The sequence below is a fragment of the Parablautia sp. Marseille-Q6255 genome (genome assembly GCF_951230155.1).
Classification (GTDB): domain Bacteria; phylum Bacillota; class Clostridia; order Lachnospirales; family Lachnospiraceae; genus Choladousia.
In genome coordinates, this window is the sequence record NZ_CATNVD010000022.1 from 17,600 (window position 1) to 38,162 (window position 20,563).

At 48.5% G+C, this 20,563-nt stretch carries 15 protein-coding genes; 11 read left to right on the forward strand and 4 right to left on the reverse strand.

The genetic code is table 11. From position 1 onward, the window contains the following. Positions 1-6 precede the first annotated feature (6 nt). Positions 7-504 (reverse strand): DUF5721 family protein, encoded by a 498-nt coding sequence (locus QOX44_RS16010; RefSeq protein ID WP_283684630.1) that lies wholly within the window; start codon positions 502-504, stop codon positions 7-9. A gap of 193 nt (positions 505-697) precedes the next feature. Here QOX44_RS16010 and QOX44_RS16015 point away from each other — a divergent pair, with 193 nt between their 5' ends. The 6 genes from QOX44_RS16015 to QOX44_RS16040 all read left to right on the forward strand — a co-directional run bounded on the left by QOX44_RS16015 (position 698) and on the right by QOX44_RS16040 (position 9,328). Continuing rightward, complete coding sequence (locus QOX44_RS16015) at positions 698-1,537, forward strand: DegV family protein (RefSeq protein WP_283684632.1); 840 nt, start codon at positions 698-700, stop codon at positions 1,535-1,537. Between the two features lie 133 nt (positions 1,538-1,670). Then, positions 1,671-1,922, forward strand: coding sequence for a hypothetical protein (locus tag QOX44_RS16020; protein WP_283684634.1), 252 nt, complete (start codon positions 1,671-1,673; stop codon positions 1,920-1,922). Between the two features lie 314 nt (positions 1,923-2,236). Continuing rightward, positions 2,237-2,788 carry a phosphatase PAP2 family protein gene (locus tag QOX44_RS16025; RefSeq protein ID WP_283684635.1) on the forward strand — a complete coding sequence of 184 codons (552 nt, stop codon included), beginning with the start codon at positions 2,237-2,239 and terminating at the stop codon, positions 2,786-2,788. 191 nt (positions 2,789-2,979) lie between these two features. After that, positions 2,980-4,326, forward strand: coding sequence for a magnesium transporter (mgtE, locus tag QOX44_RS16030; RefSeq protein ID WP_283684637.1), 1,347 nt, complete (start codon positions 2,980-2,982; stop codon positions 4,324-4,326). Between the two features lie 162 nt (positions 4,327-4,488). Next, the gene (locus QOX44_RS16035; protein WP_283684639.1) at positions 4,489-8,274 is read left to right on the forward strand and encodes a YfhO family protein; all 3,786 of its coding nucleotides are present in this window, start codon (positions 4,489-4,491) and stop codon (positions 8,272-8,274) included. 1 nt (position 8,275) lies between these two features. Then, the gene (locus tag QOX44_RS16040; protein ID WP_283684641.1) at positions 8,276-9,328 is read left to right on the forward strand and encodes a glycosyltransferase family 2 protein; all 1,053 of its coding nucleotides are present in this window, start codon (positions 8,276-8,278) and stop codon (positions 9,326-9,328) included. A 202-nt stretch (positions 9,329-9,530) separates the two neighbouring features. Here QOX44_RS16040 and QOX44_RS16045 read toward each other — a convergent pair whose 3' ends face one another. Continuing rightward, positions 9,531-10,790: an IS110 family transposase gene (locus QOX44_RS16045; protein WP_283682584.1), complete on the reverse strand. Its 1,260-nt coding sequence runs from the start codon at positions 10,788-10,790 to the stop codon at positions 9,531-9,533. Between the two features lie 317 nt (positions 10,791-11,107). Between QOX44_RS16045 and QOX44_RS16050 the strand changes: the two genes are divergently transcribed. After that, positions 11,108-12,289, forward strand: a complete 1,182-nt coding sequence (locus QOX44_RS16050; protein ID WP_283684643.1) for an ATP-grasp domain-containing protein — start codon at positions 11,108-11,110, stop codon at positions 12,287-12,289. Between the two features lie 73 nt (positions 12,290-12,362). Here the strand turns inward: QOX44_RS16050 and QOX44_RS16055 are convergent, their stop codons facing one another. Together QOX44_RS16055 and QOX44_RS16060 are read right to left on the reverse strand one after the other, a co-directional pair. Beyond that, a complete protein-coding gene (locus QOX44_RS16055) occupies positions 12,363-13,835 on the reverse strand; it encodes a lipopolysaccharide biosynthesis protein (protein WP_283684645.1) in 1,473 nt (490 codons plus the stop codon). A gap of 283 nt (positions 13,836-14,118) precedes the next feature. Next, entirely contained in the window at positions 14,119-15,426 is a 1,308-nt protein-coding gene (locus QOX44_RS16060) for a hypothetical protein (RefSeq protein ID WP_283684648.1), read from the reverse strand. Between the two features lie 571 nt (positions 15,427-15,997). On the opposite strand from QOX44_RS16060, the gene QOX44_RS16065 reads away from it, so the two are divergent. The 4 genes from QOX44_RS16065 to uppS all read left to right on the forward strand — a co-directional run bounded on the left by QOX44_RS16065 (position 15,998) and on the right by uppS (position 20,563). Then, the gene (locus tag QOX44_RS16065; protein ID WP_283684699.1) at positions 15,998-18,436 is read left to right on the forward strand and encodes a cation-translocating P-type ATPase; all 2,439 of its coding nucleotides are present in this window, start codon (positions 15,998-16,000) and stop codon (positions 18,434-18,436) included. A 69-nt stretch (positions 18,437-18,505) separates the two neighbouring features. Next, positions 18,506-19,204: a UMP kinase gene (pyrH, locus tag QOX44_RS16070; protein ID WP_283684651.1), complete on the forward strand. Its 699-nt coding sequence runs from the start codon at positions 18,506-18,508 to the stop codon at positions 19,202-19,204. A 12-nt stretch (positions 19,205-19,216) separates the two neighbouring features. After that, positions 19,217-19,768 (forward strand): ribosome recycling factor, encoded by a 552-nt coding sequence (gene frr, locus QOX44_RS16075; RefSeq protein ID WP_283684653.1) that lies wholly within the window; start codon positions 19,217-19,219, stop codon positions 19,766-19,768. Positions 19,769-19,855: 87 nt separating this feature from the next. Next, entirely contained in the window at positions 19,856-20,563 is a 708-nt protein-coding gene (gene uppS / locus QOX44_RS16080; RefSeq protein WP_283684655.1) for a polyprenyl diphosphate synthase, read from the forward strand.

Here is a 20,563-nt window from a genome sequence, read left to right on the forward strand (position 1 = left end):
ACAGGATTACGTGAAAGGAATTTCTTTTTGACGGAAAAATTTTTCCAGCATCTCATCCCACGCATGATCCAGAGACCGGTCGAGGGAAAAGATTTTTAAGGAGGTGCCGCTGGTACACGAAAGCGTTGCGCCGTCAAAGTGAATATTCAAAAAAAGTCCGTCAATCTGCTCCGGCAGTATGGAAATTCCGGTCTGTGCAAGCAGAGAGGAGACATTGTGCGGGGCGAGCCGGAATACAATATGAAGGTGGAGCGGCGTATTTTTCCCCTTGGTCAGTTCAAAGAAAAAAGGACGAAGTCTTTTCCAGAGCGTGTATCCGCTTTTTTCTGCGGCGAGCAGTTCTGCTTCACTGCTGCTGAGAAACTCGGGATGGAACCGGCCGTCGATGTGAAAGCTGGCATATGTTGTAATAGAAGCTTCTGAGAGCAAAAAGGTATCGAAGTCTTCCCGCAGCAGCAGCTTTTTCATAAAATCACGAATATCCTGTATCTGATAAGAACGCAAAGTAACCCCTCCTGGTACATCCTGAAATTATGAAATATTATACAGGAGAGAAGGGGGAATTGGCAATGATAAAAAAATCGAACTGCTACTTTTCAAATGGAGATGGATGTGATATTATAATCTGGTATTTAAAACTACATTGTAAAATAATTAAAAATATAAAAAAAGGTTTCACTTGGTTCAGGAGGTTGTTATGGATTACGTTATCGTACTGGATAGCTGCGGAGAACGCACAGAAGAGATGAAAAAGGATGAGAGGATCATACCGGCTCCGCTCACGATGCAGCTGGACGACTATATGTTTACGGATGATGATACATTTGATCAGGCTGATTTCCTGCGAAAAGCAGCGGCAAGTCCCAACTGTCCGAAATCCGCGTGCCCGTCACCGGATTATTACAGAGCAGCCTTTGAAAAGGCGGGGGACCGTGCGTATGCAGTGACGCTTTCCGCAGAGCTTTCCGGATCCTACAACAGCGCCATGCTTGCGAAGGATCTCCTCTCAGAAGAAAATCCGCAGATCAGGGTACACGTGTTTAATTCACGGTCTGCGTCTGTCGGTGAGACGCTGATCGCCAGGAAGATCACAGAATGTGAGCAGGCGGGTATGACATTTGAGCAGGTGGTTGAGACGGTGGAAGCTTATATCGACGGGCAGAATACGTACTTTGTCCTGGAAAACCTGGAGACGCTGCGCAAGAATGGGCGCCTGAGCAATATCAAAGCATTTGTAGCCTCAGCGTTAAAGATCAAGCCGGTGATGGGAGCGACTCCGGAAGGGACGATCATCCAGCTTGACCAGGCGCGCGGGATCAATAAGGCTCTGGTAAAGATGGTGGGCTACATCGCCGAGCAGGTCGAAAAGCCGGAAGAAAAAGTGCTGGCGATCGCACACTGCAACTGCCGTGAGCGCGGAGAGATGGTCAGAGACGCGATCCTTGAGAAGATCCGGGTAAAGGATGTCATTCTGGTCGATACAGCAGGGATCTCTACGATGTACGCAAATGACGGCGGCATTATCGCAGTGATTTAATCGCGTTATTAATTGTGTTATTTTAGAAAAAATATTGAAATTGTGGCGGAATCGTGTATACTGTTAAAAGAGGGTCTGCGATTCGGCTTATTCCGGTGCGCTGACCGGAGAATTTCAAAAGGAGTGATATACCATGAGTCAGGCTAAGGTGGACCGTTACAAAGAAGAAAAGCGCAACCGTGCGAAGATCATAAAGAAGGAAAAGAGGCAGTGGATGGCTACAAAGGCGGGACTGTCGGCAGTAGCGATCCTGCTGGTAGCATGGGCCGGGATCTCCATATATAATGGATTTACTGCAACAGACGCTTCCTTGACAGAGAAGCCGACGTATACGGTGGATACGGCAGCGATCGACGATTTCATGACATCGCTTTCAGAAGAGTAAAACGATATCTGCAATGATTTCAGGAAGGCAGAGCTGCTGCAGAAGAGTCTGCCGTCGGTTTTCTGATATGCTGTTTTCGGATGGGGATACCAGCTCCGGGGACTGCAGGAGGATACCGCCGGACATTCTGCACCGGCTCTGTTTTTTTGTGCGGCAGTCAGGGCAGATGAGCGAAGGATCCTGCATTTGGAGGATATGCTGCAGCCGGAAGAGAAGCGCGGGATATTTTTTACTTGCAGTTGAAAATTGGATGGAGTAAAATAACAAATGCAAAGAATCGATTTTGCACAGCTGTACGATTGGAGGAAAACACAATGGAAGGTCTGGTGGCGCTGGAAGGCAGCGTGTTATTGTGGATACAGGACTGCCTGAGGGCAGACTGGCTCTCACCGTTTGTCGTGACATATACGAAGCTTGGGAATCTGGGATTTATCTGGATCCTGCTCTCACTGACACTGCTTTGTTTCAGGAAAACGAGAAGAGCAGGGGTGGCAGGACTCCTCGGTCTGATGTTTTCCCTGATACTCAATAATATGATCCTGAAAAATCTGTTTGCACGTACGAGACCGTATGAAGTGATCGACGGGCTGATCCTGATGACAGGAAAGGCGAGTGACTTTTCTTTTCCGTCAGGACATGCGGGAAGCTCTTTCGCAGCAGCGACCGCGATCGTATGCAGCCTGAAGGGCTGCCGGTGGAGATGGATCGTACTGGCTATGGCAGTTTTGATGGCGTTCTCACGCCTGTATATCGGGATACATTATCCGTCTGATGTGATCTGCGGTGCGCTGACTGGTGCGCTGTGCGGAGCGGCTGCAGCGTGGCTGATCAGGTGGCTTGTACAAAAGCAGCAGGCGAGGGCGTAATCCGCGGATGGCCGCAGTGCGGCTGCTGCGAAGCAATGACGCCTTGCATACGGATGGGTATCATAATAAAATAAATATAACATAACAGCAGCGAAAGGTGGTGGTTTTTATGAAGCATAGAAGGAAAAAGAGTTCATCGGATGTTCCCGGGCCTGATCCGGTCATAAAAACTGCACAGAAGGAGGTTCGTTATGTTAGATATAGAAAAGATGAGGGAGTACATCGAGCATAGGCAGTATGCAAAGATCCGCAGCGAGATCGTCGAGATGAATGAGGCAGATATCGCCGCTATGCTGGAGGAGCTGGAGCTGCCGGGACCGGAGCTGATCCAGGTATTCCGTATGCTGCCAAAGACGATTGCAGCAGATGTATTTTCCTTTTTGTCCATTGAGCTGGAACAGACAATCATTACAATGCTGACGGATCGTGAGGCGGCTACGATCATTGACAATCTTTTTGCGGATGATGCCGCCGACCTGATGGAGGAGATGCCTGCGAATGTCGTGAAGCGGCTGCTGGCACAGACAACAGCGGAGACACGGCGTGATATCAATCATCTGCTCCAGTATCCGGAGGATTCCGCGGGAAGTATCATGACGGTCGAGTTTGTCGATCTCAAAGAAGATTATACGGTAGCGCAGGCGATCGAGCGTATCCGCAAGGTCGGCATTGACAAAGAGACGATCAATACGTGCTACGTGACCAATCAGTACCGGAAGATCAAGGGCACGATCTCTCTGAGAATGCTTCTTTTGAGTGATACGTCGGAGCGGATCGGAGATCTGATGGAGGAAAATGTCATTACGATCTCGACGCTGATGGACCAGGAGGAAGTCTCCAGACAGTTCCAGAAGTATGATTTCGATGCGATGCCTGTAGTGGACAGCGAGAAACGCCTTGTCGGTATTATCACAGTCGATGATGTCATGGATATCATTGAGCAGGAGGCTACGGAAGATATCGAGATGATGGCGGCTATCACGCCGACAGATAAACCTTACATGAAAACATCTGTCTTTGAGACCTTCAAAAAGCGTATTCCGTGGCTGCTGTTTTTGATGATCTCTGCGACCTTTACCGGACGGATCATCCAGGGCTATCAGGATGCGTTGTCTGCCTATGCGGTGCTGACGATGTATATCCCGATGTTTATGGACACGGGAGGAAATGCAGGCGGACAGTCGTCTGTGACGATCATCCGAAGCATTTCTCTTGGAGAGGTACAGTTTCGGGATATGTTGCGTATTGTGTGGAAGGAGATACGCGTTGCTGTCTTGTGCGGAATTACGCTTGCAGTCGTGAATTTCGGAAAGCTTTTGCTTCTTGACAGAGTGGGCATGCAGGTAGCGCTGATCGTGTGCCTGACCATGGTGGTGACGGTTATCGTGGCAAAGACGGTCGGATGTACTTTGCCGATGCTGGCAAAGAAGATCGGCTTCGATCCGGCGGTTATGGCAAGTCCGTTTATCACAACGATCGTGGATGCAGTATCTCTTGTCATTTATTTTCAGATCGCAACGAGGATGCTCGGTATATAACGGGACAAAAGAAAGAATATAAAATATGCAGGGAGGCTGCTGTTTCGTATCTCTTCCGGGATACGGACAGCAGCTCTTTTCTGTATTCGCATACTATACAAAAGCAGCGGCATCTGGTAAAATAGCTTAGATTGATCATCACGTTTAGAAAGGATATCCGGTGTGGCTGATACGCGGTATCAGGACACCGGTACTGGTAAACCTATGGGGAAAGAAAAGGTTGTAAGACAAAACAGATGCGATCAGGAAATGAACCTGCTGATCTTTGGATGCTTTTTTGGGTATATGGCATTGCAGCTGCTTGTCGGGGACACACAGCATGGACAGCTGGCAAACGTGCTTAATATGGGGTTGTATGCTGTATTTGTGCCGGGATTTTTATTCCGCCTTGGCTACTGCTTCTGGCAGATGTGGACAGGGATGCCGGTGAAACGGGGAAAGGAGCAAATGCTGCGGCTTTTCGTGCGGTATTATCTGTACTTTTTTGTACTTGCTGTCGCACAGGAGACGATACAGTATGGAAACAGTGTGCCGTACAGCCTGGTGCGGGTGCTCTCTGTTGTTACCGTTCCGTCTGTGAGCGCTGTGTTTTTTACGCTTGCAGTGACTGCTCTGCTTGTGTGGGTGTTTTATGAAAAGCTGGGGACAGCTGCAAAAAAGCCAAAGTATCTGGTACTGGCAGCAGGACTGTGTGTCGGCTGCGCCCTTTTGCGCGTAGAGGGAGAGAGCTATGCGATCATTGCGGCTCTGGTCGGTTCCTCTTCCATGCCGGCAGTGCCGGGACTTCCGTATTTTGCGTTTTTCCTTATCGGCATGTGGTTTGGAAAGGAAAAACCGGGCTTTCAGTGGAGACTGGCAGCGGGAGCAGCAGCAGGTACGGCGCTGTCGCTTCTTTTGTATGGGACGATCCTGCAGGATGTTTGCCGGATCACGCTGTCTCTTCTTCCTGTATATCTGGTTTATGTGGGAGCAGAGCTTCTCTCGGAGCTTACGCTGCGGTCTGGCCGGGTGCGGTTTGTGTGCGATACGGCAGAAGCGATCCTTCCGGTCTATGCGGCAGCGATGTTCGGGCTCCATTTTTTGGCGGCAGATACGGCCGGATTTGGGATCAGGTGGTCTGTTGTGATCGCTGCAGGCGCGCTTCTTTTGATCTATCTGGCAATACTGGGATTTTCTGTATTTTGCAGAGTATATGAAAGCTGTGCCAGAAGATTTGCAGCATCCAGGCATAAGACCGCTCTGTACTTCGTGATCTATACGGGGGCCTTTGCTGTTTTGATGGCGCTTTGTTTTTCGGTGTTTTTCGCGACAGGGAACACGCTGCTGTGGGAGGCGGACGGAGTGTCTCAGTATTATCCCAGAGCAGCCTACTTTGCGAATTATATCAGGGAGCTGTTTGCAAACTTCTTTTCCGGCAATTTTGAGCTTCCGATGTATGATTTCCGCCTCGGTATGGGCGGAGAGATCACCTACAGCCTGGAACCGCTGTATTTTATCTTCGCTTTGTTCGGAGAAGATCATGTGGAGCTTGCCTACAATGTGATCACTGTGCTGCGTTTTTATCTGTCCGGCATCACAGCATCGATACTGTTTTTGTATTTTAAAAAGGACTATTTTTCCACCTTTATAGCAAGCGCCGTATATGTATTTTGCGGCTTTGCGCTGTTTGGAGGGGCGCGCCATACGATGTTTATGATCGCGATGATCATGCTCCCTCTTCTGGTGATCGCGATCGAGGAGATCCTGCGCGGCAGGCGCTGGCAGCTTTGTACGATTTTCGTGGCGGTATCTCTGTTTAGCAATTACTATTATCTGTACATGAATACTCTGGGGCTTGCCATTTATTTTCTGGTCCGCTTTTTCTGTCAGAAAGAAAAAGAAAAGCGGACATTTAAGAATTTTATGACAAAGGGTCTGGTCATCAGCGGTTCGTACCTGCTCGGTGTGGCGATCTCGTGCATTGTGCTGGTGACGACCTTTGGGCTGTATGTAGGATCAGGGCGAAGCGGCGGAGCGGTGATCAAGACACCTTCTTTGCTTTTCTATAATGAACAGTGGCCGGTCCGCTGCTTTTTGAGCTTTCTGACAACGGCAAATTCTCCCGGAGAATGGATGAAGCTCGGATTTTTGCCGATCGCCTTTTTATGTGTGGTCTTTCTTTTTACAAGAAAGGGCAGGAAGGAGCTGAAGGTGCTGTCTGTGATCACCGCACTTTTGATGCTGTTTCCGGTGACTGGATTTGTGTTTAGCGGCTTTAGCTCTGTGATAAATCGCTGGTGCTATCTGATCGCGCTTCTTGTGGCGTTTATCGTGGCGGATACGCTTGCGGATATGCGGCAGATGAAAAAAAGAGAAATACAGATCTGTGCCGGAGCTGTGGCAGTGTATGGATTCCTGGCATTTTTCGGTACTGTGCTGATCACGCGCTATGTGAAGCTTGCATTTATTTTTCTTGCCGTAACCTTTGCAGTGGTATTGGTGGGGCAGGACCGCGTGAAAAAAGTATCGGTATTCCAGAAACAGAGTCTCATGGTTTTGCTGACAGCGGCTATGGTATTCTATAATGGATTTTCTCTGTTTTATATGGATGATGTAGTAAGCGAATACACAGCGCCCGGAGAGGCAAAGCAAAAAGCGGAGGATTCGCCTCTTGTGGCAGTAAAAGAGGTGGAGGATGAGAGCTTTTACCGCTGCGCAGTTCCGAAGCTGGATTATTCGACGATCTCTTCGTCTATTATCCTTGATTACAACAGTGTCACGATGTTTAACAGTACGTTCAACGGCAGCATTACGGAATATCTGGAACAGATGGGCAGCACGGGGTACAGTGTGACGCAGCTTCTGGGTCTGAGCAACCGGGCGTTCATGAATGAGCTTGCCGCAGTGAAATATTATGCGTATTATGACGGGGAGGACGGCACAGGGAGTCCGGAGCGCCCACTTCCGTACGGCACGCAGGAGGCACTGCGTACCGAAGTAAACGGGAAGGAGACCGTTGTCTGTGAAAACCAGTACGCACTTCCGCTTGGCTATACGTATGACTCTGCGATCTCGAGGGAAGAGCTGGAGCAGTATGACGTGCTGGAGCGTCAGGAGGTCATGATGCAGCAGGTGATGCTGGAGGACGATATGCTCGCAGCGCTTGGCAAAACCGGAGAGCAGGACGCGAAAAAGAAGGAGGGTGGTAAGACAGACGGACCGCAGATCACCTCCAGGCGTCTTGACTTTGAGGTAAAAGCGGAAAAGGGGATTAACGTAACCGACCATTCCTGGGTCGCAGAGCAGGATAAGGCAAAGGTAAAATTCAAGTTTGAGAGCCTGCCTGATTCGGAGACATACCTTGTGCTTAAAAATGCGGTACTGGAAGGGGATATGTCCGAGGAACCTTTGAACCTGACCTTCAAGACCCAGGAGAATAAGCTTGGCTACAGTTTCCGATCAGATGATGACCGCTACGGGAGCGGTCAGAAGGATTACGTTTTTAACCTGGGCTATCATGAGGATGTGATCAGCTCCTGCCAGCTCATTATGAATCGCGCCGGAGAGATCAAATTTGATGAGATGATCCTTTACAGTCAGCCGATGGATGTGCTTCCGCAGTATGCCGCGGGGCTGACGCAGGATGTGCTGGAGCAGGCAGAGATCGGGACAAACACGGTTTCCGGGACTGTGTCTCTGGAGGAGGATAAGATCCTCGTGCTCAGTATTCCATACCAGAATGGATGGACGGCGTATGTCGACGGGGAAAAGACACAGCTCGGGCGGGCAAACTACATGTATATGGCACTGCCTCTTTCGGCCGGAGAGCATACGATAGAGCTTACGTTTGAGATCCCGGGCGTGAAATATGCGCTTGTCATCATGCCGTCGGCAGTGGTATTATTTATAGTACTGAATGTAATTTTCTACATGAGAAAAAAGAAGAAAAAACGGTCAGGAGAGTCATAACGTGGTATACTCAATTATAATTCCCTGTTATCGTTCTTCCCAGACGATCCGCAAGGTAGTCGAGCTGACGATGCAGGAGCTTGAAAAGCTGGATAAGAAGGAATATGAATTTGTGCTAGTCGATGACTGCTCGCCGGACGGCGGTGAGACAATGGCTGCTCTGATGGGGCTTGTCCGGGATTATCCGTGCGTAAGGGTGGTCGAGCTTGCAAAAAATGCAGGACAGCATAACGCTGTGATGGCAGGACTCAACCATGCCTCGGGCGATGCGTTTATTGCAATGGATGACGATATGCAGACCCATCCGTCGCAGCTTAAATATCTGCTGGAGGAGTTTGACAAGGGATATGATATTGTATATGGATATTATCCGGAGAAGAAGCACAGCAGATTCCGAAACTTCGGAAGCTATATCAATTCTCTTACGGTACGGATCCTGCTGAAAAAACCGAAGGATCTGCGGACATCGAGCTTCTGGATCATCAGGAAGTTTGTCAGGGATTATGCCGTAGATTATAAGAGCGCTTATACGCATCTGCAGGGGCTGTTTCTGCGGACTACGCGCAACATCAGCACTGTTCCGATCCAGCACTTTGAACGGGAGGTCGGTTCCTCCAATTACACATTAAAGAAGCTGCTGAAGCTGTGGTCGAACATCCTTGGATTTTCGGTCGTTCCTCTGCAGCTTGCTACGCTGGCAGGATTTGGGTTTGCGATCCTGGGACTGCTCGGGGCGCTTGGTGTCGTGATCCTGAAGATCGTGCGCCCGGCAACCTACATCGGATGGCCGTCCATGATGGTTGCTCTGTGCTTTTTCTCAGGTGTGAATCTGATGTTTATGGGGATCATCGGGGAGTATGTCGGCAGGATCTTCCTTGGTATGAGCAGAAATCCGCAGTTTGTCGTACGCAGTGTGCATCAGATGGAGGCCCAGGAGAGAGGAAGCGCGCATGCGCAGCAGGAAGGAAAGATCTGCGCGGCAGCCGTGAAGGAGGATGCGCCATGCTCTGCAGACAAAGCGGAGCAGAATGCACAGGCGGGAGAAAAGGACTGACAAGCCTTTTGCAGAAGGGGCAGACAGGACTGGATAGAGGAAACACAAAATGGAAAGGTGCGTACAGCCGGGCAAGTATGAGTGTATGCAGAAGGTGGAAGTTTGAAACAATCAAGTAGAAAATAGCCAAGAAATAAAGGGCATGACAAATAAATCATCATTTGAGATGATTTTGAAAAGTAAATATGGACACAACACCTAATCAGGAAACAGGAATTATATCATTTTTAATGATATATCCTCGCTGTTTAAGCAGATTAAGTGCCTGTGAAGTGGTCAGTACTTTTGATTCGTTCACAGGACGTGATTCAAGAAAGCCCTCCGGTGTATACGGTTTTAAATCTGTGAGTATGTGCCAGATAGCGGTCAGGAGCATACGACAGATGGCAATAATAGCTTTCTTGTGACCACGCCGTGCTTTGATACGTCGATAACGGGTAGTAAATTCAGGATTTTTCTTCGATTTGATTAAAGCATTTGCAACTTGCACCAAAACTGGTTTAAAATAGGAACCAGCACGGGAAATCCTAGTGGATTTGATTTTTTGATTGCTTTGATCGTTGCGAGGACAACATCCTGCCCATGAGACGAGGTTTTTAGCTGTGGGGAAGACAGACATATCACCTCCGATTTCAGAGAGCACCTGAATAGCAGTCATAGGGTTCTTGTCGAATCCGGGAACAGTACGAATAAGAGTAAGGGCTTCTTCGTATTTATCACTGAGACGAAAGATTTCCCGTTCTATTTCAGCTTTGTGCATTTCTAATTCATCGATGTGATTCAGGCATTGTCTGAGTTTCACAGCCTGTTCTGTAGATATAGCACCATCAACCGCAGCCTGTATTTCTTCAATAGGAGTTTTACATCTGCTATCCACAAAAGGTGCTACATCGAAAGTTTCCCCATGATGTTGCAAAATCTGTTCCGTAATAGAACGGGAAGATTTACCAAATACATCAGAAAAGACATCATCTAATTTTAAATTCGATACGGTAAGGCAATTTTGAGCACGATTCTTTTCCCCGGTAATCATGCAGGTGAGTTTATAGCGGTATCGAACCAAATCTCTTAATTCGCGGATGTCAGCAGGTGGAATAAAGGATGGTTTTACCATTCCGCACATATATAAATCACAAATCCACTTGGCGTCCTTACGATCAGTTTTATTGCCCTTTTGGGGTTTTGTGTATTTGGGATGAGAAAGAGTAACCCAGATGTTATTCTTCTCGAGGATGTTAAAAACAGGAATCCAGTACTTGCCGGTTGATTCCATACAGACATCGGTACAGTTATATTTAGCAAGCCAGTTACACAACTCTTGTAATCCCTTTGAAAAGGAAGAAAAGCGAGCTTGCTTATACTCTGTACGACTGTGAGAATCCGTAATACCAATGCAGGCAAAGATCCATGTTTTGTGGACATCAAGTCCGCAGCAATTGTTTTTGAGAATTTTAAACGACAATAAAATAACCTCCCTGATATTTTATAGCAATAAAACTGACAGTGACTGGTCATCCGGCAAAATCGAGTCGACTTTGGAAGAGATAAGTTTACGGGCTAAGGGAATGCGCCAATCATTGATGCCTTAACGGATGACCGACGACATATAGATATGCGAGGTTGCCGCTATACAGCCCCGCCACTCACCTCTACGTGTTCTGTAGTGTGTCAGTCTTATTTAAGAAGATAATATCAGAAGGAAAATAGAATAAAAAGCGAAAGATAACCGTTGGTTTCATAACCCCATCGGTGCCTTTCGCAGAAAGGCGGAAAATAAATATGAAAAAGCTGATGGTAATGGGGGCTGGCACGTATCAGGTGCCGCTCATCAAAAAAGCCAGAGAGATGGGCGTCTATACGATCGTTGTCAGCATTCCGGGAAAATATCCGGGGTTTGCATTTGCAGATGAGATCTGCTATGAGGATACGGTGAATTACGATAAGATCCTGCAGATCGCGAAAGAAAAGCAGATCGACGGGATCGTGACAGCAGGTACAGATGTGGCAGTCATTACGATCGGGAAGGTCTGTGACGAGCTTGGGCTTACAGGACTGAGCTTTGAGGCAGCGCAGATCGCGTCCAATAAGATCCGCATGAAAAAGAAATACGAGGAATACGGTGTGCGGACCGCTCGGTTCCGGGAGGTATCCTTTGAGGAGGATATGTATGAAGCGGTGAGAGGGCTTGATTTCCCGCTGATTTTTAAGGCGGTCGATACATCGGGAAGCCGGGGGATCGTCCGGGTAGATTCGGTCAGTGAATTTGAAGGAGCGCGCCGCGTGGTAAAAGAAAATACACGGACAGACTTTTTTATCATTGAAGAGTTTATTGAGGGAAAAGAATTCGGAGCGCAGGCATTTGTGTATCATGGAGAAGTGAAATTTATCCTTCCTCATGGAGACTATGTATTTCAGGGAGATACAGGCGTACCGATCGGACATTTTGCGCCGTATGAGCTGGACGATGCGATCATAGCAGATGCAAAGGTACAGCTTGAAAAGGCGATCGTGGCAATGGGGCTTGACAACTGCGCGATCAATGCCGATTTTATCTTAAAAGATGATAAAACATACGTGCTGGAGCTTGGCGGACGCTCCGGAGCAACGTGTCTTGCAGAGCTGGTATCTATCTACTACGGATTTGATTACTATGAGAAGCTGGTTCAGGCAGCGCTCGGCGAAGAGGTAGAATTTCCGCAGACGCAGGCAGTTCCGAATGCGAGCATGCTCCTTCGCAGCGAGAAGGATGGTGTGATCTGCTCGATCGAAAACCGCAACAGACCGGATGAGGATATTTATGCGATCCAGTTTGATTACGGCGTAGGGGACCGGGTAAAAAAATTCCATGTAGGTCCCAACCGCATTGGGCATGTCATCACGAAGGGCAAGACGCTGGATGCGGCAGTAGAAAAGCTGCATGAGGCGCTTGAGCAGATTACGGTAACTGTAGAGGAAAAATAAGAATATAAAAGCGGCACAGCGCTTCGGTATCACGCAAGAGAACCGGAAATGCTGTGCCGCTTTTGCAGTTAGCCTACTGCTTTTTTTTGTTCTTTTTTAATGTTTTCATAACTGCCTTTAGTTGCGGAAGGAAGTATTTAAGCCCGCAGAGGGCAAATACAGCGGCTGCCGCATAGCGCAGAAGAAATGGAAGCTGAAACAGGAGCATGGCCGCCATACACAGGAAAAACCAGGAACAGGAGATCGTCAGTGTTTTCCCGAGAGGGATAAGCTGCGTACCTGTTGCACGTTTTTCCATAAAGGCCTGTACGCACATCAGCACGAGATAGCAAAATGCGGTAGTATAGGCGGCTGCCTGATAGCCGAACAGACGGATAAAAATATAGTTGAGGATCACGTTTAAAAACATGACTGATACGGTAGAGGCAGCGACAAATCCCGTCTTTTTGTGAAAATTCTGGATAGCTGTGTAGCTGTAGCTGTAAAAACGGAACAGTGTGCCGGTGACCATCGGAGCAACGAGATAGACGGCATCCCGGTATTTGCTGCCTCCGAGGATCCAGATGATCTCAGGAGCGAACAGGACAAGCGCGAAGGAAACAGCGCCGAAGGCGTGCATCAGGACTGTCCAGTTCGGGCGGATTTCATGCCCCTCACCGCGTGCGATCTTTTCGTACATCCACGGAAGCCATGCATTCCAGACCGAATCCTCCAGAATCCAGATGATGTAGGAGACCGTAGTGGCAAGCGCCAGGATAGATCCGCAGACAGAGCCTGACATGGCAGAAACCATGACCTTGTCAGCCTGATTCATGATCTGGATCGAGAGAACCTCCGGGATCAGCGGGAGACTGAAGCACAGAGCATATTTCCAGTAATGGAGATCCACGGCTTTTTTGCCCTGGATGAGCATCAGCGCTCCGATGCCAAGGCCGCCGATCACCATCGGGATGTAGTATCCGGCAATACGCAAAGACAGCAGATCACTGGTATGCCCATTTGTCCTGCCCCATACGACAAGCAGGACAGACAGAAGCGTTGCCGGCACGACAGTCGCCGCTGTAAACGCAGTGCTTGCCTTGTAGCGCATCATCTGCTTTTCCCGTCTTTGAAAATAAAAAATACTCGTGTGCGCATAGGTATATAAAAAAGCGATAATGAGCATAAAATCACTCAGCACCAGTCCGGTCATAGAAGAAAGCTGCTTTACCGGTTCGCGCAATATCAGGAAGGCCGCAAAAAATACAGTGATAGAGAGGTAGGACAGCGTCTGGACGCTGGAGACGTACTCATTAAACTTTTCTTTGACATCGTATTTTGCGCGTTCTACACTGCGCCACAGACATAAAGACATGACCGGTCCGAAGATCAGCAGCCATGATTCAAAAAGCTTGTACTGGTTGAATTGCTCCTGACTGAGCAGACGCGTAAACACAGGCGTCATGAAAAAGGTGATACCGCGCACAAAAAGCTGTGCGACTATATAAAAAATGCCTGCCTTGAAAGCGGTTTTATTCAGAGAGGCAGCAGAGTTTTTTTCCGACATATCAATCTCCTCAGCAAAAAAGTAAAAAGCAAGCTACAGACCGCCATCTTCTCAAAGAGTAAAACCAGCCAGCAGCAGATAAATCTGCGCCGTCTGTTTTGCCCTTGCCTGCTGTTCGTGCTATATGTATAAGACAGCAAGCCACAGACCGCCTGCCAGGCAGGCTAATCGCCGCAAGCGGCTATTGTCTGTGGCTGATGGCGTACCGCCATCTTCTCAAAGAGTAAAACCAGCCAGCAGCAGATAAATCTGCGCCGTCTGTTTTTACTCTTTGCTTGCTGTCTTATACGTTGCACACGAAGCAGCGGAGTTTTCCGTTTGGATCAGGAGGGATGACGTCGAGCCACTCGATATGGATACGAAATTCATCCTGATACAGGCTGGTAAGCTGTCTGCGGAAGAAATCTTCGATTTCTTTTTGGGAATAGGTGGTATCCTGGGGGTCGCGGACGAGCTCTACTCTGAGGTCATGGTAGGATTCCTGCACATAACGGAACTGGGCGATACCGGTGATGCCATTTGGGATTTTACGCAGCTCCAGTACAGAGGTATCTTCACCGTGCTCGTGTTTGATGGTATCGTTTAAGCGGCCATATATTTTTGTGACGTAGCGCAGACCGTTTTTTGTATAGGAAGAAGCAGTATCGCCGATATCGTAATTGATGATCGGAAAATCGGTCTTATAAAGCGGCGTAATGATGACGCGTCCGTTGTCAGAGAGATTTCCGTTTTCATCGTAAATATTTACGACGTGTGTGTCGTTACAGATATCGTAATAATCGTTTCCGGGGCGCTTGATGATACAGCTTCCTGTCTCGTCGCTGCCATAGGCGTCGACCAGTCCGGGGCCGAAGGTTTTTTCCAGGATATTGCGCGTGACCTCATCTACCATTTCACTGACCGGGATATACCATTTTGGCTTTTTGACCGGTATATTGTGCTGCTGCGCGTACAGAGCAATGCGAACGATACAGTTTTTGCGCAGGCAGATCAGATCCGGCTCATATTCATTTAATTCACGGATCACATCCTTCATGCCGTCTCCAACACAGCGCTTTTCAGAAAGTCTGCGGCGCTGCAGGATACCGAATCGCTGAACAAAGGAGTCCTGGCTTTTCTTTTCTGTGCGATAGCTCGATTCAAAGGTGATCATTTTTCCTGAAAACGGATGATAGCCAAAGGACATCAGGATACGGATCCAGCTTGCATTGGCACACGCATGCTCTCGCTGAGACTGATAAAGCTTCAGTGGGATACCGGTAGAGCCGCTTGTGCTGGTGGCGTCCCAGGAATCCCGCTCTTTTGGATGCGTATCATAAAGCTCCTTCATCCAGGCGCGCAGCTCATCCTTTGTGATGACGGGAAACTTAACGAGATCCTCACTGCAGAAAAAATCATCCGGCGTCAGATGGTTCTGATCAAAACGCTGGCGGTAGAAGGGGATCTCATAGGCTTTTTTCATCAGTTTATGTACTTTACGGTTTTGTATGGCCTTGCTTTTTTTTTCATCTGCGGACATGGTCTTGTCGAGTGTCAGCAGATACCACAAAGTGGAGGCATTGATCAGTTTTTTATGTAATTGCAGTCCCATGCGGTGTATCTCCTTTGATTTATGATGACAGGAGGCGTTCATAAACGAACTGATTTTACAGCAGTTTCAGGAACGCTTCTCTGACTGTTGACAGTTGCGGGTAAAGAAAGAAGTCCAGTATGAAAGTATAGCAGAATTTGACGCAGGTTACAAGAAATTAGAATTATTTAAGAAAATTGCCCGGATAATCCGGTTCACCGTGCTGCGCGACAAGCCTTTACTGCGGATTTTCCGACTATTTCCGGCAGGTCGCGTGTGTCTGGAAAATGATGTAAAATGATGCCAATTTTAATAAGCGACAGTTGTAAATACTAGAAAAAATTTACGATCACAAGAATTTTTTAAGAAAATTTCAGAAATTCGAGGGTTAAAATAGTGCGGAAAATGTGGTAAGATTTAGAAGTATGATAAAGTAAAAAGGACAGGGTGTGGAAGTGTGGAAAAACATGAAGAGATAAAACAGCCGCAAAAAGAGAGCAGGGATTTGTGGCACAGCATAAAAGCCTTTGGGCAGAAGCTGAAAAAGACAAAGGTGATCCCGGAGGAGTACAGGCTCCCGGAGAAGATCACGGTGGTGAAGCGGTATACGCCGGATATTGATAAGGGACTTACGCAGGCTCAGGTGGATGAGCGGATTGCGCAGGGAGCCGTAAACAAACCGGTAGAGGCAGCGTCAAAATCGCCGAAGGAGATTGTTTTCAGCAATGTTTTTACGTATTTTAACCTGATTTTTTTCATTATCGCAGTTCTGCTGATCGCGGTAGGATCGTTCAGAGATCTGACTTTTTTGCCTGTGATCACGGCGAATACGCTGATCGGTATTATACAGGAGCTGCGTTCGAAAAAGGTGCTGGACAACTTAAGCATCCTCAATGCGCCAAAGAGTACGGTGATCCGTGACGGACAAAAACGTGTGATCCCGGCAGAAGAGCTGGTGCTTGATGATGTCGTTGTCTTTACGGCAGGCAATCAGATTCCCGCAGATGCAGTGGCGGAGTCCGGCGAGGTGCTTGTCAACGAGTCACTGATCACCGGTGAGTCGGACCAGATCATTAAGAAGAAAGGCGATGCGCTGCTTTCCGGAAGTTTTGTTGTATCGGGGCAGTGTCAGGCGAGGATCGAGAAGGTCGGCGAGGATTCTTATGTATCGCAGCTGACGCTCGAGGCGAAGGCGATGAATGACGAGGAAGTTTCTGAGATGATCCGTTCTTTGGATCGTCTGGTCAAAACGATCGGCATTCTGATCATTCCGATCGCTATTATCCTGTTCAGCCAGCAGCATGTGATCAACGGGGCTTCTCTTCGTGACAGTGTGACCGCTACAGTAGCTGCGATCATCGGCATGATCCCGGAGGGGCTCTACCTGCTGGCAAGCGTGGCGCTCGCAGTCAGTGTGATGCGTCTTGCGATGCAGAAGGTGCTTGTTCACAATATGAAATGCATTGAGACGCTGGCGCGTGTGGATGTTCTGTGTGTGGATAAGACGGGTACGATCACAGATAATACCATGACAGTCAAAAAGCTGCTGCCGCTTCGCCGCGTGGAGACAGGTGCGGCTGATACGGAGGCGGCAGAGGAGGTTGATCAGGAGGATCTGAAATTTTCGTCAGAGGAGCAGGCGGAGGTGGAGCTTGCGGTCGGTGATTTTGCCGCTGCCATGGCGACAGACAATATCACCATGAAGGCGATCAAGGATGCTTTCCGCAAACGCAGCGGGAAGCGCCCGGAAAAGGTGTTCCCGTTTTCATCCGAGACAAAATACAGCGGCGCCGTATTTGAAGATGCCAGCTATGTGCTGGGAGCGCCGGAGTTTGTCCTGAAAGAGTCTTATGCACAATACGCGGCTCAGATCGAGCGGTGGAGCCATCAGGGCTACCGCGTACTTGTATTTGGAACGTATGAGGGGACGCTTGACGGCAAGGCGCTGTGCGCGCCTGCGCAGCCGATGGGGATGATCCTTCTGGCAAATCCGATCCGGGAAAATGCAAAAGAGACGTTTACGTATTTTGCAAATCAGGGTGTGGAGATCAAGGTTATTTCAGGAGACAATCCGGTAACGGTTTCTGAGGTGGCAAAGGAAGCGGGTATTGCCCATGCGGAGTGCTACGTGGATGCCGGAACACTTACTGATGAAGCGATGCTGCGGGAGGCGGCAAATAAATATACCGTATTCGGACGCGTGACGCCGGATCAGAAGCGTCAGCTGATCAGTGCGCTGAAGGCTGCGGGGCATACCGTTGCGATGACAGGAGACGGGGTGAATGATGTACTGGCGCTAAAGGATGCGGACTGCAGTATTGCAATGGCTTCGGGAAGCGATGCAGCAGCCCAGGTATCTCAGCTTGTGCTTCTGGAGTCAGATTTTTCAAAGATGCCGTCCGTAGTGGCAGAGGGAAGGCGCGTGGTCAACAATATCGAGCGTACGGCAAGCCTCTTCCTTGTGAAGAACATATTCTCTTTGTGCATGTCGATCCTGTCGATCGTTTTGATGGTAAATTATCCACTGGAGCCATCGCAGATTTCGCTGATCAGTATGTTTACGATCGGGATTCCGGCATTTATCATGTCGCTTGAAAAGAACACGGAGCGGATACAGGGTCATTTCCTGAGCAATGTCCTGTTTAAGGCACTGCCGGGAGGCCTGACCGATTTTATCGTAGTCAGCGCACTGTATCTGTTCTGCATTGAATTTAATGTAAATGAGGCAGACGTATCGACTTCCTCTACGATCGTACTTGCGATCGTAGGACTGATGATCCTCTATCAGATCGCTTCGCCAATGACAAAGTGCCACTGGATTCTGTGGTTTGGTATGGCGGCGGGACTCGTCTACTGTATGATATTTGTCAGCAGTATTTTTGCGATCACGAGCATATCAAAGAAGAGCATGATGCTTCTGGTGATCTTTGCGATCATTACAGAGCCGATATTCCGGTATTTGAGCATTATTGTGAAGAAGCTGTCGCATATGTATGTGAACCGCAAACAGAAGCAGAAGACCGTTCAGTAAATTTTAGTAGATTTTGGAGACAAATACTGGTATACTGTAATCATTAAAGCATATGTAAGGAGAAGAATTATGAAAAGAGTTCTTTTAAAGCTGAGCGGTGAAGCGCTTGCCGGAGATAAAAAGACCGGTTTTGACGAGCCGACTGTCACACAGGTGGCAAAACAGGTAAAGACGCTTGTAGATCAGGGGATGGAGATCGGTATCGTGATCGGAGGCGGCAATTTCTGGAGAGGACGTTCCAGTGAAAAGATCGACCGTACAAAGGCAGACCAGATCGGAATGCTCGCCACGGTGATGAACTGTATTTACGTTTCTGAGATCTTCCGCTCCGTTGGAATGAAGACATCTGTGATGACGCCGTTTACCTGCGGTGCTTTCACCGAGCTGTTTTCAAAAGACCGGGCAAATGAAAATCTTGCAAATGGCGTTGTGACGTTTTTTGCGGGCGGGACAGGCCATCCATATTTTTCAACGGATACAGCGACTGTACTGCGCGCGATCGAGATCGAGGCAGAGGTGATCCTGCTTGCAAAGTCGATCGACGGTGTGTATGACAGCGATCCAAAAGACAACCCGGCTGCAAAGAAGTTTGACGAGATTTCGATCGCAGAGGTCATTGACCGCAAACTCGGCGTGGTAGATATGACTGCATCGATCCTTTGCATGGAAAATAAGATGCCGATGCTTGTCTTTGGGCTGAACCAGGAAAACAGCATTGTCAATACAGTAAATGGAACGCTCAACGGTACAAAGGTTACCGTTTCATAGGAGGAAGAGAACATGGATGAGAGAATCAAGGTATATGATGAAAAGATGACGAAGACATACAACAGCCTGCTTGCAGAGTTTGGGACGATCCGTGCAGGGCGTGCGAACCCGAATGTGCTCAACAAGATCAAGGTAGACTATTACGGGACGCCGACACCGCTTCAGCAGGTGGGAAATATCACTGTTCCGGAGCCGAGGATCCTTCAGATCCAGCCGTGGGAGGCATCTATGGTAAAGGTGATCGAAAAGGCGATCATGACCTCTGACCTTGGCATTAATCCGACGAATGACGGACGCGTGATCCGTCTGGTATTCCCGGAGCTTACGGAGGAGCGCAGAAAGGACCTTGTAAAAGACATCAAGAAAAAGGGTGAGGCAGGCAAGGTTGCGATCCGCAATATCAGAAGAGACGCGAACGATGCGCTGAAGAAGCTGGGCAAGGCGGATGTATCCGAGGATGAAGTAAAAGAGCTGGAAGAGAAGGTACAGAAGCTGACGGACAAATATATCAAGGAAATTGATAAAGCAGTGGACGAGAAATCAAAAGAAATTCTTACAGTATAAAAAATGCGAGGGATGCCGCAAACTGTACAGACGGGGAGTGAGCCGTCGGAGCTGTTTTGCGGCTCTTTCTTTTTGGGAGGAATGTTTATGGTAATTCCACAACACGTTGCGATCATACTGGATGGAAACGGACGATGGGCGAAAAGCAAGGGGATGCCGCGCAATTATGGCCATGCGCGCGGCGCAAAAAACCTCGAGGTAATCTGTGAGGACGCATACAATATGGGGATCAAATATCTGACGGTATATCTTTTTTCTACAGAGAACTGGAAGCGTTCCAGGGATGAGGTAGATGGTCTGATGCGTCTGTTCCGCCGGTATACAAAGACATGTATGAAAACAGCGCGGGATAATAACATGAAGGTGCGCGTGCTCGGAGATCCGTCTGCCTTTGATCCGGATCTTCAGGAGAGTCTTAAGGAGCTGGTCGAATCCTCAAAAGATAATACGGGACTGAACTTTCAGATCGCGTTAAATTACGGGAGCAGGGATGAGATCGTGCGCGCAGTACGCAGGATCTCGACAGACTGTATGGAAGGCAGGATCCGGCCGGAGGAGATCACAGAGAGCAGCTTTGCATCGTACCTTGATACGGCGGAGGTGCCGGATCCGGATCTTCTGATCCGCACAAGCGGTGAGCAACGCCTGTCAAATTATCTGATGTGGCAGCTGGCATATACAGAATTTTATTTTACAGAGGTTCCGTGGCCTGCATTTACAAAAAATGATCTGTGGAAGGCGATCGAAAAATTCAATGGCCGCAGCAGGCTTTACGGTGGAAACAGGGAGGGATAA